Raw genomic sequence first — 15,074 nt, 5'->3', positions numbered from 1 at the left:
GTTGGGGCTGTGTTGTTTACGGCCGCGCCAGCGTGGGCGCAACTCGATAATCGGGCGTTTACAGCGCCTGACCCTGGCAATGTGAAATACCGCACAATACTGTCAGACGATGTGGGGCAGGCCCCCAGAACCCTCACGGCGCAGGATACCATTGGAATCGCCGCCGCCTCGCTCGCCCGCAATTACCACCGGGCCGGTGACCTCCACCTCTCGCTAAATGCCTTTACTTTCTTCAAAGACAATGAGTATTTCAACGATATCGTCCAGGGCTACACGCTGTTTGGCACGCAGCTGAACCCACAGCTCGTCTATTACCCCACCAAAAACCTCCGCTTAGAAGCCGGCATTTTCCTGTGGAAAGACTTCGGGACCCCGCAGCTGCGGCAGGTCCGCCCCACCTACCGCGCCACCTGGACGCACGGCAGCAGCCAGTTCATTTTTGGTAATATCAAAGCCAATCTTAACCACGGCTACATCGAGCCGCTGTTCGATTTTGAGCGCGTAATGCTAAAGCCGTTGGAGGAAGGCTTGCAGTACCGGCTAAACACCAAGCGCGTGGCGCTGGACGTGTGGGTGGACTGGCTGCGGCAGGAATACGCGGGCGTGAGCTACCAGGAGCAGATTGCCGGCGGCTTCACCAGCAGCTTCCAACTAACCGGCGATAATAGCCCGGTGCAAGTGTCTATCCCCCTGCAATTTACGGCCCGGCACGAGGGCGGGCAGATTGATACGCTGCACAAGCCCATCCAAACGCTGTTCAACTACGCCAGCGGCGTGGTGGCGCGGGTGTCGCTGGGTGGCGGCACCTTTCGGGCGGTGCGGCTCAACGCCTACGGCCTGCTGTTCGACGACCACTCATTTGCCAATTACCGGCTGCCTTTCCAAAATGGTAACGCGCTGTATCTCAATGGCACGCTCGAAACCCGCTACCTGGATGTGATGCTGAGCTACTGGCAGGGGCACCAGTTTTTTGCGCCGCTGGGGGGCAACTACTACCAGTCTGTTGCCTCCCGCTACGGCACGCCGGGCTTCACCGATGCCGAGCGCCGGCTGCTGCTGGTGCGCCTGCTGCGCGACTTCCGCATTGCGGACGCGGCGGCTATTACGGTGCGCGTGGAGCCGGCGTATGACTTTAATAAGCAGCTACTTGACTTCTCGTTCGGCGTGTACCTGAATTTCCGGCAGGAGTGGCTGCTGGGGAATGTGGGCCGGCGCGTGCGCGTGGGGCAGTAGGGTGCGCGTAGGGTAAGCTTTAGCTTGCCAATCGTTGCTTACCAATAACGACAAGCAACGATTGGCAAGCTGAAGCTTACCCTACATTTTAATCCCCGGCGGACCAGTGCCGTACGAAATGCAAAATGGCTGGGGACGGTGGCTTGCTATCCCAGAAGCTAAACCGGAACCACGCGGGGGCCTCCGGCTGTACGGGTGTCTGCAAGGCAAAGCCCAGCGCCCGCGCCACCGCCTGGGCCCGCGCATTGTCGGCATAGCAGCGGATGAGCAGGCGCTGCGCCTCCACCTGCCGCCCAAAGCCAAAGCGGCACACGGCGGCCAGCGCCTCGCGGGCATAGCCCTGGCCCTCGGCTTCGGCAGCCAGGTAATAGCCTATTTCGGCCTGCCCGTGGCGCTGGGGCATCAGGCAGATATCACCCAGGTAATCAAGGGTTTCACGCAGCCAGATGCCCAGCACGTAGAAGCGGCCGGCCTGCCAGTCATCGGTAAAAGCGGCTAACTGGGCGGGCGCGGCGGCTTGGTTGGGCACGGCGCGCAGGCGGTCAGGAAACGAAGTTTTCAGGCGCTCCCGGCTCTGGTCGAGCACAGTGAAGAAGGCTGCCGCATCGGCTGGCTCGTAGGGGCGCAGCAGCAGGCGGGGAGTCTCAAGCACCATAAGTAAAAGATAATGAGGTAGTTATGAAAAAAGCTATTGCAATAAAAGTCTTTTCCATAACTGCCTCATTCGTAAGTAAATATGCTGGTTAAACGTATTGCCGCGGGCTGCCCAAGGCTTGCTGCGTGCGCATCACGTTCACCTGCCGGGCAGCCTCATTGAAAAACTCCAGCCGGCGAATCAGCATTTCCTTGGTGAATACGCGGCCCTCGGGCGTGCGCATGATGGACTGCTTATCGGCCAGCACACGCTGCATGGCAGCCAGCGTCTGGTCCTCGTGCTTCATAAACTGCTGCTGAAACTCGGCTAGGCGGGCCACGCCGGTGGCGGTGAGCGTGAAGTGCTCGCCCGCGCCCTGGTTCAGCACCTCGCACAGCACGTACACCTCAATGGGCAGGCTGGTTTCGAGGGACGTAGTGCGCAAGTCGAGGCCAGCGGCCAGGGCGTCGAGGATGATGCGCACGTTGCGCTCAAATTGCTGGTAGTATTCTTGGGCTTCCATTTTACTCAATTAGGGAAGGTAGCTCGTCATGCTGAGCCTGCGAAGCATCTCTACCGCAGTAGCAATCAGTTACTCTCGTGGTAGAGATGCTTCGCAGGCTCAGCATGACGGGCTATTTCGTTCTATAACAACTCTTTAATAATCTGCTCCACCGTCATGCCTTCGGCCTCGGCCTTGAAGTTGCGCACGAGGCGGTGGCGCAGGATGGGCAAAGCTACGGCGCGCACGTCCTCGATATCGGGCGAATACTTGCCGGTGAGCAGGGCGTTGCACTTGGCGGCCACAATGAGGTACTGGCTGGCGCGGGGGCCGGCGCCCCACTCCAGCAATTGCTGGGCGCGGGGGGCGGTGCGGGCCGTGTTGGGCCGGGTTTTGTGCACGAGGCCCACGGCGTATTCGACTACGTTGTCGGCCACGGGCACGCGGCGCACCAGGGCCTGATATGCCTGAATATCAGCTGAATGCAGTATCTTGTTCACCACCGGCTTACGGTCGGAAGTCGTGTTCTTGACGATGTTCAATTCCTCCTCGTAGCTGGGGTAGCCGAGCTGGATGTTAAACATGAAGCGGTCGAGCTGGGCCTCGGGCAGAGGGTAAGTGCCTTCCTGCTCAATGGGGTTTTGGGTGGCCAGCACGAAGAATGGGCGCGCCAGCGGGTAGCGCTGCCCGGCCACCGTTACGGCGTATTCCTGCATACTTTCGAGCAGGGCGGCCTGGGTTTTGGGCGGCGTGCGGTTGATTTCGTCAGCCAAGATGATGTTGGCGAAAATCGGCCCTTTCACAAATTGAAACTCGCGCTGTTGGGTCAGCGTCTCCGAGCCCACAATGTCGCTGGGCATCAGGTCGGGGGTGAACTGGATGCGGTTGAATGAGAGGTCGAGCGAGTCGGCAATGGTTTGGATGAGCAGCGTTTTGGCCAGGCCGGGCACGCCCACCAGCAGGCAGTGGCCCTGCGCAAACACGGCCGTGAGCACCAGCCGCACCACCTCGTCCTGTCCCACGATGACCTTGCCGATTTCCTGGCGTAGCTGCTGGTAGGCTTGCTTCAGCGCGTCGGCCGCTTCTTTATCGTTTTGAAATTGAGTCATTTGGTAGATAAAAACGACGATAAAACCCCAAAGGGCATATCACTAAATAGAACGTCATGCTGAACGCAGTGAAGCATCTCACCCGCGTCGTTGGATTACTAAACCAGCGGCGCGAGCGAGATGCTTCACTGCGTTCAGCATGACGTTCTCTTTGTTAAAAAATAGCTACTCCGCGCTGGCCGTGAGTACTTTACACTGCGTGTACTCGGGGGCTACCTCTAGGTACACGGTGCTGCGGTTTTTCTCATACCAGGCATCGAGGGCCTTGTTTTTCTTCTGGCTGAGGGCGGCCTGCGATATCTTCTGATAGTCGTCGAGCAGGTTGGCCTGGTGGGGCGGAATGTTGCTTTTGAGGTAGAGAATGCGCATGGCCTCCTTACCGTCGTCGGTGCGGTAGGGCATGGGCGGGGTGATGTGGCCCACCTTCATGGTGTCGATAATGAAGAAGATGGCCGGGTCGAGCTTGTCGAGGGGCATGCGCGAGCCACCGTCCTGGCGGTTGGCGAGCAGGCCGCCGTTGCCGCTGGTGCCCTTGTCGGTGCTGAAATCCTTAGCCGCTTTGGCAAAGGAAATGCTGTCCTTCAAAATCTGGGTGCGAATGCGGGTGAGCTTGGTGGCGGCCACGCTGGCGTCGGCGGTGCCGGTGGCGGGCTTCAGCAGAATGTGGCGCGTGGAGTACGAATCGCCCTTGCGCTCAATGAATTGGATGAGGTGAAAGCCGAACTGCGATTCCACAACCGGCGACATCTGGCCGGGCTCCAGCTTGCGGGAAGCGGCTTCGTACTCGGGTACCAGCTCGCCCTTTTTGAAGAAACCCAGGTAGCCGCCCTGCGCCCCTGAGCCGGGGTCTTGCGAGAACTGCTTGGCCAGGGTTTCGAAGCTTTCGCCGGCCAGAATGCGGCCGCGCAAGTCATTAAGTTGGGCAATGGCATCCTGCTTGGCCTTGTCGTTGACCTGCGCCGGAATCACAATCTGGCCCACTTCCACCTCGGTGGAGAAGTACGGAATGCTGTCCTTGGGCACTTTATCGAAGTAGTCCTTCACTTCACGGGGCGTCACGGCTACTTTGCCCGAAATCTGCTCCTGCATTTTTTGCTGCACCAGCTGGTCGTGCACTTGGCCACGCAGGTCCTCCTTGAGGGCGCGCACGGGCTTGTTGTACATTTCTTCCAGCTTCTTCTCCGAGCCCACCTGCTGCACGAAGTAATTCATGCGGCGGTCGAGCTCGCTACCTACCTGGGCATCAGTCACGGTGACGGAGTCAACCTCGGCGCGGGCAATCATTAACTTATTGAGCACCAGGCTCTGCAATATTTTGCAGCGCAGGTCGGGCGGCAGGGGCTTGCCCTGGGCGCGCGACTGCTCCTGGGCCATGATGCTCTCCACGTCGGAACGCAGGATAATCTGGTTATCCACCTTCACGATGATACCGTCGAGTATCTGCTGGCCGGTGGCGCGGCTGATGCCGAGCTGGGCGTGGCTGGTGTGCGGCAACGCCATAATAGCGCCGAGCACGAAGAAGGATAGGGAGGCTAGGCGCCGGGAGATACGTTGCATAAAATAGAGAGGCACGAAGACGGTAGAGGGTTGCCGCTCGCCCGGCAATAACGTGAGATGGCGGGTAGAAAATTCGGCCCGGGGCTGGGGATGCGCATTTATTTAGTGACCAGCTTGCTCACCTCGGCGTCGTTGACCTTCACCGGATACTGCTGGCGCAACTGCTCAATCCACTGCTTTTCGAGGTAGTTCTGGTAGTCGCTGGTGGCCTGGCCGCGGGCATCGCCGAGGGCCTTAGGGCCGGCGGCCAGGTTTTGCTGCACCACCACGGCGTAGTAGCGCCCGTCGCGCTGCATCTTGTAGGTGCCCACGGGCTGGGTGAGGTAGTCGTCCATCACCTTATTATCGCCCTTCTGAAAAATGCGCTGCTGAATCTGCACCGCCAGCGGGTTTTGCTGGTTTAGGTTGGTTTCCAGGGTGCTGGCCGAGTTGCTGGAGAAGGTCAGGCGCGTATCGCCGGTGGCCGTGGTGGCTGCGCCGGTGGTAGCGGCCACGAGGCGGCGGCGCTCCACCTTGCCGGTTTTGGCCAGGTAGTCGATGGCGGCGTCGGCGCGCTGGCGGGCCAGCGCCTTGCTTTCGCCCCGGCGAATGTGGCCAGCCACGGTTACTGCAAGGGCCGTGTCCTGGGCCATGCGCCGGGCCACGTCGTCGAGCACGGTCGAGCCGCCAGTGTTGGCTGGCGTGGCGGTGCCCAGCTGGAAGTGCACGAGCGCCGAGCCCGCCTTGCCCGCCACGGGGTAGCGGCCGGCCGGCAGGGCGCGCTGGGCCTTGGCCAGCAACTGCGGCGAAGCGGCCGAAATAACGGTGCCCTGCACCCGCTGTCCAAACTGGTAGTTGGCCTGATTGGCCATGAAGTACTTCTTGAGGCCAGCGGTATCCTCAATGGCCTTGCTCCATACCTTGCTGTCCATCAGCTGGAATAACAGGATACCGTCGCGGTATTCCTGCACCAGCATGCGGTAGTCTTCGTACTTGGTAGGAAGGCTGGCTTTTTCAAATTCGGTCAGGCTCTGGTCCACGTACTGGTCGTAGAGCTGCTGCATGGCAAAGGCAGGCTGCGCGGTGGGGCGCGGGCGCTGGTTTTGCTGCGCAAAAGCCAGGAAACCGGCCACCGGGTAGGGCTTGCCCATGATGGTGAAGAGCGGCAGCTTGTCGCCGCCGGCCTTTTTGGTGGCCTTCGAGGCCTTGCCCCCGCTGGCCGTCATGGTGGCGGGGTTGAACTTGTAGCGGCCTTTCAGCAAAGCCGTATCGGCCTGGGCAAACGCCAGGGCCTTGGCCGCCGGAATCTCCACAAACTGGTCTTCCTGGCGCACGCGCTTGAGGAAGGCGGCGCGATTCAGCTCCGAGCGCGAGTCTTTGGCAACCTTGCTTTTTAGCGTGGGCTCCATTGAGGCGAAGGCGGCAATCGGCTGTTTTTCAACGAGTTTGATGATGTGCCAGCCGTAGGGCGTTTGCACCGGGGCCGCAATGTCGCCGGGCTTTTGCAGCTTAAAGGCCACTTCCTCAAACGAGGGAATCATGCGGCCGGTGCCGAACGCAGGCAGCTCGCCGCCGTTGGGGGCCGAGCCGGCGTCTTCCGAAAACTGGGCCACGAGCTTGTTCCAGTTTTCGCCCTTGCGCAAGCGGGCGTACAGCTCGTTGATTTTTTTGTGGGCCGCCGCCGAGTCGGCCTTGGGGGCCTGGGGCGTTACGCGCACCATGAGGTGGGCCACCTTGATTTCGCCCTGCGCGGCGCGGCGGTCATTCACCTTGATAATGTGGTAGCCGAAGCGCGTGCGAATGGGCTGGCTCACCTGCCCCACCGGCGTGCGGTAAGCGGCCGACTCAAACGGGTACACCATCTGCATGGAGGTGAAGTAGCCGAGCTTGCCACCGTTTTCGGCCGCCGAGGGGTCTTCGCTGGTGCTGCGGGCCACGGTGCCGAAGTCTTCGCCGCCGGTTACGCGCTGGCGCAGGGCCACCACTTTCTGGTAGGCGGCCAGGGTATCGGCCGGGGCGGCGTCGGGGGCCACCCGAATGAGAATATGCGAGGCGTTGACCTCCTGGCTCATGCGGTCGTAGGCTTCGCGCACCAGCTGGTCGGTCACGCCCTTTTCGGTGAGGTAGGGCTGGGCTAGCTGCTGCCGGTAGCCATCGAGCTCGCGTCGGAAGGCCTGGGTGGTATCGAGGCCCTGCTTCTCGGCATCGAGCACCTTGAGGCGGAAGTTGGTGTAGAGCGTGAGGTAGTCCGTCACGCTGGCGCGGGTGCCGTAATCGGGGGCGGTGCCGTTGTTCTTCTTATAAACGTAGGCAAACTCGCGGGCCGGCACCCGGTAGGTGCCCAGCGTTTCGATGGCGGGGCCGCTGGCCACTGGTGCGGCCCCGGGGGCCGTGCCCAGCACCGAGCTGGCGGAGGTAGTCGAGGCGGTAGTCGGCTTGCTGGTTTGGCAGGCGGCCAGCTGGAGCAGCGTGGCAGCAGCGGCACCGGCCAACGGGAGGCGGGAGTGCATAGAGAAAAGGAAGGAACCGGCCCAGTTAAGGTTGCAAGGCAAAACGCAACGCTTCAGGCACAATGCTGGTACAATTTTACGAAGAAAAGACTGGTTGAGCGCTGAAGCCGGCGGATGGCCGAAGTAGGCTGGCAGCCAGGCTCCACGTTGGGAATGGCCTGCCAAGCGGGGCTGGCCTCAAAAAGCGCGGGCGGACGGCCGCCAGGCCGCCCGCCCGCGGCGGATGCAAGTGGTGGGCAAAAGCTCAGGAAGCAAGCGTTTTTCTCAAGTGGCACACGGTGTGCGAATTGCGCTCAAAAAACTCCACCTGGTCCATAATGCGCGATACCAGGGCCATGCCCATGCCGCCCTTGCGGCCCTGCTGAATGTAGGCGCGCAGGTCGGGGTTGGCTACTTTGCCCAGGGGCAGGAAGATGGTGCTGCCGTGGTCCTCAATCTCGATGTCGAGGTGATGGTCGGCCAGTACCAGCAGCAGGTCCAGAAACTGGTTGGCGTCCTCCCCGTTGGCATGGATAATGAAATTGGCCACCACCTCATCCACCGCCAGCACTACCTGATTCACTAGCAGCTCGCTACGGTGGGCCGCCAGCAAAAAGCTACGCACGAAGTCGCGAACCTGCTGAAGGTTCTGGCGCGAGCAGCTAATGCGTATCTGGTCTTGCATGGGAGAGATAGACGATGACTTTACGAAGTAAAAAGTGGGGATTGAAACTACGGATGCGGAGGCATCTGCAGTTTCCTTTCTCAACTTAATAACTCCTAATGTCCACTTGAATTAGGCGGTTTGGGCTTCCTGTTCGGTAGTTACGATGGTCATGAGCGAGTCGAGGCCCAGGATTTCAAATACGTTGAATACCTTTTCCTGCATATTGAAGAAAACCATTTTTACCTTGGCATCCTGCAAGCGCTGTAAATGTGAGATAAACACGCCCAGGCCTGCAGAAGAGATGTAGCTAAGTTTTTGGCAATCAATAAGAACTCTTTTATAATGGAGCAGCTCGGGCTTGTTGAGCTCGGTATCGAGCACAACGGCCGAAGAGGCGTCCAGCTCCCCATCGAGGAGCAGGGTGAGGGTAGTGTCGGCGGGTTGAGCGGTTACTTTCATAATAGGCCCCATACGGGGTAGCTAGGCCTGGGGTTGGGAGGCTTTGAACTTGATGACGAGCAGCGTCTGGTCGTCGTGCAGCGGCAGGCCCTTGCTAAATTCCTGCACATCGCGGCGGATGTGCTGGTTTATTTCCTCCGCCGATTGGTAAAACGACTCGCCCAGCATGCGGGCCAGGCGGTCTTCGCCATACTCATTACCGTCGCCGTCACGCGCCTCCGGAATGCCATCGGTGTAAATCACCATCACGTCGCCGGGGTTGTAGTCCCAAAACTGGTTTTTTACGTGGCGGCCGTAGCTGGCATTACGCAAAATGCCCAGGCCCAGGCCCTCACTCTGAAAATAGCTAACTTCCTCTTTAATAGAGTGATAGTAGAGCGTGTGGCAGTGCCCGGCGCGGGCAAAGCTGAAGCCACCTGCCTCATAATCAATAAGATAAAAAGAGGCCGTGATGAACGACGAGCGCTCCAGGCAGTGGGTGAGGGCCTCGTTGGCCAGCACCATAAAGCGGTGGGGGTCGGGGTAGCGGTCGCGGTCCTTCTTGGCCAGCGGATTGGGCTGCATGAGGGCGTGAAAAATCCCCTTCATCTGGGCCGTGTGGAAGGCCGCCGTCACACCCTTGCCCGACACATCGCCAATGAGCACGGCCAACTGCTGGCCCGGCAGGTGCAGGAAGTCGTAGAAATCGCCGCCCACCTCCTTGGCCGCCTGGGCGTAGGTGGCAATCTCAAACCAGTTGTCGGTAGGCAAGTGCTTGGGAATGAGGCGCTCCTGCACCAGTGCCGCAATGCGCAGCTCATCCTGTGCGCTCTGGCTGACGCGCGCCTCCTGGGCCAGTTGGAGGTTTTCGAGGCTGAGTACGGTTTGGGTGGTGAAGGTGTGCAGAATACTCAGGTCTTCGGGGTCGAAACCGGCCTGCTCTTTCTTGAGCAGCACCAATACGCCGTAATCGTGCGTGAGGCTGCGCAGAGGCAGCATGGCCATGGAGCCGTAGGGCTGGCTGAGGCCGGGCAGGCGCTGCGAGCGCGCCAGGTCATTATCAATGAGCTCGGTCTGATTTTCTGAGAGCAGCGTCACTAGCTGCTCCTTCAGAGCGGTCCGGTCGGCAAGCGTTAGCTCGTGCAGCAGCGGGGCGGGCAGCGGGCTAACCAGCTCGGTGGGTTGCAGCTGGGCATCGAGAAAGGCGGCATCGGCCCGGATGGTTTGCACGGCTGAGGTGAAAAGCGCCTGGTAGATTTCGGGAGCCGTTTGGCCGCGCTGAATAATCTGGCTGAGCTGCTGCAAGCTCAGAATCTCGGCCCGGCGCTGCTCATACACATCGGCAATGGGCAGATTGAAAAGCGTGACCAACAAGCCCGCCAGGGCATAGAATACCGCAAAAAAGGCCGTAAGCACCAGAAAGGCCTGCTGCGTGGGCGGGGCGATGATAACGGCGTCGGCCTGGGCCCCACGCAGGTAGAGTAAAAATACTGTTAAAAAGCCTAATAGGCTCAATTGCAGCATAATAGCCTGTGCCTTTTGCCCCTGGCTTAGGTAGGCCACCCAGCGCTGGTGCCCGCTCAGGTATATCCCAAAAAGGCCCAGCCCGGTAATTACGGCAATATGCAGAAAATCAGGCGTTTGCCATGCAAATAGCTGCAATAGCAGTACCATGCCCAGCAGCAGCTCAAACGCCAGCCATTCGCGTTGCAGCCGCGCGCTACCCCGAAAGCTCACCAGCGCCCGCCAGACGTAGAGCATTTGGGCAAGCAGCACGATAAACAGCGCCAGGCTGACGGTATAGCCCGCCGCGGCCGTGGCATTGCCGGGCAGCGGCAGCTTGCGTGCGGCCGCCAGCTGCACCAGGGCTTGCACGCTCACCAGCAAAATGGTGAGCACCAGCCCGCGCCAAAACAAGCGCTTGAGCAGGGGCAGAAAGCCGTGCCCCACCAAGGGCTTGGGCTGCATGCGGGCGTAGAGAAACACGCCGGCCGCAAAGCCACCCTGCGCCAGCAGCAGCAGCCACTGGGGCCAGTTGGCCGGCAGGCCAAGAACGGAGTGGCCCTGGCTGAGCGTGCCGAGCAGCAGCACCAGCCAGCAGCCAGCCGCCAAGATAATCAGCCAAGCTGCGTGGCGAAATAGGGGCATAGTAGGGTAATCGAAGGCAAGAACAATGCGAAGCGGCCTCCTTTCCCAATGCGCACTCCCCGGCCAGCCAAGACAAAGCACAAAACTACGCAGAAGCTTGCCAGGTCCGGCTTAGTCATTAAATAAGGCTCCTAAGCAGTTGTCCCTCAGTTCTGGATAGTAGTTGAGTGCTATTCAGAACTGAGGGACAACCGCGTGCGGTGGGGATTAGCGGCTCGAATAGTTGGGCGCTTCGCGGGTGATTTGCACGTCGTGGGGATGGCTTTCGCGCAGGCCGGCCCCGGTGATGCGCACAAACTGCGCCGCTTGCAGCGCCGCTAGGTCGGGGGCCCCTACGTAGCCCATGCCGGCGCGCAGGCCGCCCGCCATCTGGTACAGCACCTCGCTCACGCTGCCCTTGAAGGGCACGCGGCCCACAATGCCCTCCGGCACCAGCTTCTTTACGTCGTCTTCGGCATCCTGGAAGTAGCGGTCTTTTGAGCCGTCTTCCATGGCTTCTACCGAGCCCATGCCGCGGTAGGTCTTGTACTTGCGGCCTTCGTAGATAATGAGCTCACCGGGCGACTCCTCGGTGCCCGCCAGTAGCGAGCCTACCATAACGGCGGCGGCCCCACCGGCCAGCGCCTTCACGATGTCGCCCGAAAACTTGATGCCGCCATCGGCTACCACGGTAGCACCGGTGCCTTCTACGCCGCGCGCGGCCTCCAGCACTGCCGAGAGCTGCGGCACGCCGATGCCGGCAATAATGCGGGTGGTGCAGATGGAGCCGGGGCCCACGCCTACTTTCACTACCTCGGCCCCGGCGTCGGCCAGGGCGCGGGCGCCGGCGGCGGTAGCCACGTTGCCGGCCATAATATCGAGGTTCGGGTATGCTTGCTTCAGCATGCGCACGGCGTCGAGTACGCCCTTGCTGTGGCCGTGGGCGGTATCGATGCTGATGATATCGACGCCGGCCTCCACGAGGGCGGCCACGCGCTGAAGCAGGTCGGCGGTGACGCCCACGGCGGCCCCCACGCGCAGGCGGCCTTGGTTGTCTTTGCTGGCCTGGGGCGAGCGGCGGCGCTTGCGAATGTCCTTGTAGGTCATGAGGCCGGTGAGGCGGCCCTCGGCATCCACGAGGGGCAGCTTGTCTACCTTGCGGTCTTGCAGCATGTCTTCGGCCGCTTGCTGGTCGATGCCCGCGGGGGCAGTTACGAGGCGGTCGAGCGGCACCATCACGGTGGTAACGGGCGCGTTGAAATCCTTCTCGAAGCGCAGGTCGCGGCTGGTGAGAATGCCCACCAGGCGGCGGTCGGCCTCCACTACCGGAATGCCCCCAATGTTGTGCTTGCGCATCAGTTGGCGGGCATCGGCCAGGGTGGCGGTGGGCGGCAGCGTGAACGGGTCCTGAATGAGGGCCGACTCGCTACGCTTAACGCGGCGCACCTGCTCGGCCTGCTTGTGGATGCTCATATTCTTGTGCACAATGCCGAGGCCGCCGGCCTGGGCCAGCGCAATAGCCATGTCGGCCTCGGTCACGGTATCCATGGCGGCCGAGATGAGGGGCAGGTGCAACCGAATGCGGGGGGTGAGCTGGGTGCCAGGGTCGCAGTCGCGGGGTAGCACCTCCGAGTAAGCGGGTAGCAGCAGTACGTCGTCGTAGGTCAGGGCCTCGAAAACGATTTTTGGGGCGGCGTGGTCGGCCATAGCAACAGGGGGTTTAGGCAGAAAACCTTATTGCCAGACAAATATACGGCGTAGAATCACGACGGAGAGCCAAAATATCTCGACCAGCCCGCCATCGCTCTACGGGGCCGGGGCATTTAATAACCATGCGCGCACCGCCTCTTTTCTTTCACTTCATCAAATTATGATGATTCTTAATATATTACTCCGCCGCGTTTTGCCGCTTGTTGTGCTCGGCTCCCTCACGCTTAGCTCGTGCATAGTGCACGCCCGCGGCCACGGACCAAGAGGCCCGCGCGCTCATCGTGGCCCGTGGCCGCGGGCGTTACTAGCCAGGCCCGCAAAACCCTGTAAAATCCAAGCGCCGTTGCCTATTCAGGTAGCGGCGCTTGGATTTTAGGCCAAAAAAAAGACTCGTCCCAAATGGGGCGAGCCTTTCCAACAGGTTCCTTTTCCACAAGAAAACCAAACTTTTTGCCCGGGTAAGCCCGGTGCGATACTGGTGGCCCGAGCGCGGCACCAAGTGCCGCTGCCAGAGCCAGTTGAGTTGCTGTTTATCCAGGTAGCGGACAATCAGCTGCTTAACATTTACAATACAAAATTAACATTAAATGCTTGTAATGCCACCAAAAGAATCGCTCAGCACGCAAGTATTCTCGCTGAACGCACACCTGGGCCTACCGAATGGAAGAAATTAACCGGGCAGTTCGGCGCTTTCGCCCGTGGCGGAGCGGCCCAACGCCGACGAATAGTGCCGGTGCAACCAGCTGCTGAGGCCGCCAAGCCCCGGCATGAGTACGCGCTCGGTGATGTTGGCCTGGTCGAGCTTATCGCGCACTTCCCACTTGAGGCGGGCCGGAATGCGAATGCGGAAATACAGTTCGGGGCGCTGGGCCAACCAGGTGTGCAGCGTGGCATCGGGGGTGCTCATGAGCGAGAACAGCGCATACTGGTGCACAATGCGCGCATCGAGCGAGGGCGGCTCCAGGAAGAGCACAAACGGCTCGGGCTGGAGGCTGCCCAGGCTGCTCAGGCTGGGCACGGTGGGGGCCAACAGCTCGGTAGTGAACACGTTGGAGCCTTCGGTGGCCAGGGCATCGCGCAGGGCGGGGGGCAGGTGCTCGGCAGCCTTCACGTAGTTGAAGGCCCAGATAATGCCGTCTTGGTGGTAAGCGTGCAGGTCGTCGGTGGCGAAGTGCAGCGCCACGTAGGGCGAGTACGTCCAGTCGAGCAGGCGCGTGGGCAGGCCGTGGTGCTGGGCCAGGGCCAGCCAGTCCCACACGGTGGCGCCGGGCGGGGTGGTGGTGTCGCGGGCGTACTTGCGGAAATTGCGCAGCAAGTGGTGCTCCAGGGTGGCATACTGGCCACCCAGCCGCTGCAAGCTGGTGCTAAGTGTGTAGCCAAAGCTGCGCATGCCGCGGTATACAAACGGCGAGCGGTAGCGCCCCAGGCGGGCATCCCAGGTGTCGTGAAACAGTAGGTCTTGCAGGTGCTGCCAACTCTGGGCTTCGAAGTCGTTGGCGGCGGGCGGGGTAGCAGTGGGCATAAAGTGAAGGTACGGCCGGGGGTAGGGTGGCGGCTATATGCAGGCATCGTTCATGCGCACTCCGGTCGGCCGGCTTCGCCGGCGGACCGGAGTGCGTTGGCGCTAATTAAAAAAGACCGTCCTGTCGACGACAGGACGGTCTACTTAACCTAAAATCAGCTGCTTAGCTAGCTCGGGAAGTCGGCGCCGTTGCCGATGTGGGCGTACTGCTCCACTTCCTTGGTAATGTCGGCAAATTTGGCCAGCGCGCCCTTCACGGCCGCCTTGCCCAGGGGCAGGTGCAGGGGCGGGTTGTCCATGCGCACAAGGTCGAACATGGCCTGGGCGGCGCGCTCGGGGTCGCCGGGCTGCTGGCCGCTATACCCTTGGATATCAGCCATGTTTTTGCCCGCCGTGGCGCGGTAATCGGCAATGGCGGGCTCGGTGAACGTGGCCGAGCGGCCGGCCCAGTCGGTGCGGAAGCCGCTGGGCTCCACGTTGGTCACGTGGATGCCGAGCGGGCCCACCTGCGCGGCCAGGCTCTCGCCAATGCCTTCGAGGGCAAACTTGGAGCCGTTGTAGATGCCCACGCCGGGGAAGGCGCGCAGCCCGCCAATGCTGGTGATGTTGAGGATGTGGCCGCTTCTGCGCTCGCGCAGGTGGGGCAGCACGGCGCGCAGCACTCGCAGCGGGCCAAACACGTTGATGTCGAACTGGCGCTGCACTTCGGCATCGAGCACTTCTTCGATGGGCCCCATCGAGCCATAGCCAGCATTGTTGACGATAACGTCGAGGTAGCCGAGGGCCTGGATGGCAGCAGCCACGGCTTGTTTAACGGCGGCCTCATCGGCCACGTCGGCTACCAGGCCAACGCCCATATCGCCAGCTTGTTGAGTGAACTCGTCGGCCTGGGCCTGCTGGCGGAATGTAGCGGCTACTTTGTCGCCCTTGGCGAGGGCCAGCTCGGCCAGGTGTTTGCCAAAGCCGGTGCTAACGCCGGTAATAAACCAATGCTTGGTCATAAAATCAGGAGGGGGTGAAAACGAAAACTATACGGGACAAGACGCGGCCGGTAGGGCGATTGTTTGACTGAGCTTCGAAGGCTGGTTTTTTCGGGCGTCTTTTCGT

At 61.1% G+C, this 15,074-nt stretch carries 12 protein-coding genes; 1 reads left to right on the top strand and 11 read right to left on the bottom strand.

From position 1 onward, the window contains the following. Positions 1-81 precede the first annotated feature (81 nt). Complete coding sequence (locus QMK33_RS00845; RefSeq protein WP_283562661.1) at positions 82-1,233, top strand: lipid A deacylase; 1,152 nt, start codon at positions 82-84, stop codon at positions 1,231-1,233. 88 nt (positions 1,234-1,321) lie between these two features. Here QMK33_RS00845 and QMK33_RS00840 read toward each other — a convergent pair whose 3' ends face one another. The 11 genes from QMK33_RS00840 to QMK33_RS00790 form a co-directional block, all read right to left on the bottom strand. After that, positions 1,322-1,888 carry a GNAT family N-acetyltransferase gene (locus tag QMK33_RS00840; protein ID WP_283562660.1) on the bottom strand — a complete coding sequence of 189 codons (567 nt, stop codon included), beginning with the start codon at positions 1,886-1,888 and terminating at the stop codon, positions 1,322-1,324. 88 nt (positions 1,889-1,976) lie between these two features. Next, the gene (locus QMK33_RS00835; RefSeq protein ID WP_283562659.1) at positions 1,977-2,390 is read right to left on the bottom strand and encodes a hypothetical protein; all 414 of its coding nucleotides are present in this window, start codon (positions 2,388-2,390) and stop codon (positions 1,977-1,979) included. Positions 2,391-2,512: 122 nt separating this feature from the next. After that, positions 2,513-3,478, bottom strand: a complete 966-nt coding sequence (locus tag QMK33_RS00830) for an AAA family ATPase (protein ID WP_283562658.1) — start codon at positions 3,476-3,478, stop codon at positions 2,513-2,515. Positions 3,479-3,643: 165 nt separating this feature from the next. Beyond that, positions 3,644-5,035: a peptidylprolyl isomerase gene (locus tag QMK33_RS00825; protein ID WP_283562657.1), complete on the bottom strand. Its 1,392-nt coding sequence runs from the start codon at positions 5,033-5,035 to the stop codon at positions 3,644-3,646. Positions 5,036-5,133: 98 nt separating this feature from the next. After that, a complete protein-coding gene (locus tag QMK33_RS00820; RefSeq protein WP_283562656.1) occupies positions 5,134-7,524 on the bottom strand; it encodes a peptidylprolyl isomerase in 2,391 nt (796 codons plus the stop codon). A 244-nt stretch (positions 7,525-7,768) separates the two neighbouring features. Continuing rightward, entirely contained in the window at positions 7,769-8,188 is a 420-nt protein-coding gene (locus QMK33_RS00815) for an ATP-binding protein (RefSeq protein WP_283562655.1), read from the bottom strand. Between the two features lie 111 nt (positions 8,189-8,299). Next, entirely contained in the window at positions 8,300-8,629 is a 330-nt protein-coding gene (locus QMK33_RS00810) for an STAS domain-containing protein (protein WP_283562654.1), read from the bottom strand. Between the two features lie 21 nt (positions 8,630-8,650). Next, on the bottom strand, positions 8,651-10,756 hold the full coding sequence (locus QMK33_RS00805; RefSeq protein ID WP_283562653.1) for a PP2C family protein-serine/threonine phosphatase: 2,106 nt from the start codon (positions 10,754-10,756) through the stop codon (positions 8,651-8,653). A 207-nt stretch (positions 10,757-10,963) separates the two neighbouring features. Next, positions 10,964-12,442 carry an IMP dehydrogenase gene (guaB, locus tag QMK33_RS00800; protein ID WP_283562652.1) on the bottom strand — a complete coding sequence of 493 codons (1,479 nt, stop codon included), beginning with the start codon at positions 12,440-12,442 and terminating at the stop codon, positions 10,964-10,966. 673 nt (positions 12,443-13,115) lie between these two features. Next, positions 13,116-13,967, bottom strand: coding sequence for an FRG domain-containing protein (locus QMK33_RS00795; protein ID WP_283562651.1), 852 nt, complete (start codon positions 13,965-13,967; stop codon positions 13,116-13,118). Between the two features lie 167 nt (positions 13,968-14,134). Then, positions 14,135-14,968: an oxidoreductase gene (locus QMK33_RS00790; protein ID WP_283562650.1), complete on the bottom strand. Its 834-nt coding sequence runs from the start codon at positions 14,966-14,968 to the stop codon at positions 14,135-14,137. Between the last annotated feature and the right edge of the window lie 106 nt (positions 14,969-15,074).

The sequence above is a fragment of the Hymenobacter sp. H14-R3 genome, assembly GCF_030063445.1.
GTDB lineage: Bacteria > Bacteroidota > Bacteroidia > Cytophagales > Hymenobacteraceae > Hymenobacter.
Note: the sequence above shows the minus strand (reverse complement) of the source record. Positions and strands in the feature narration are given on the sequence as shown.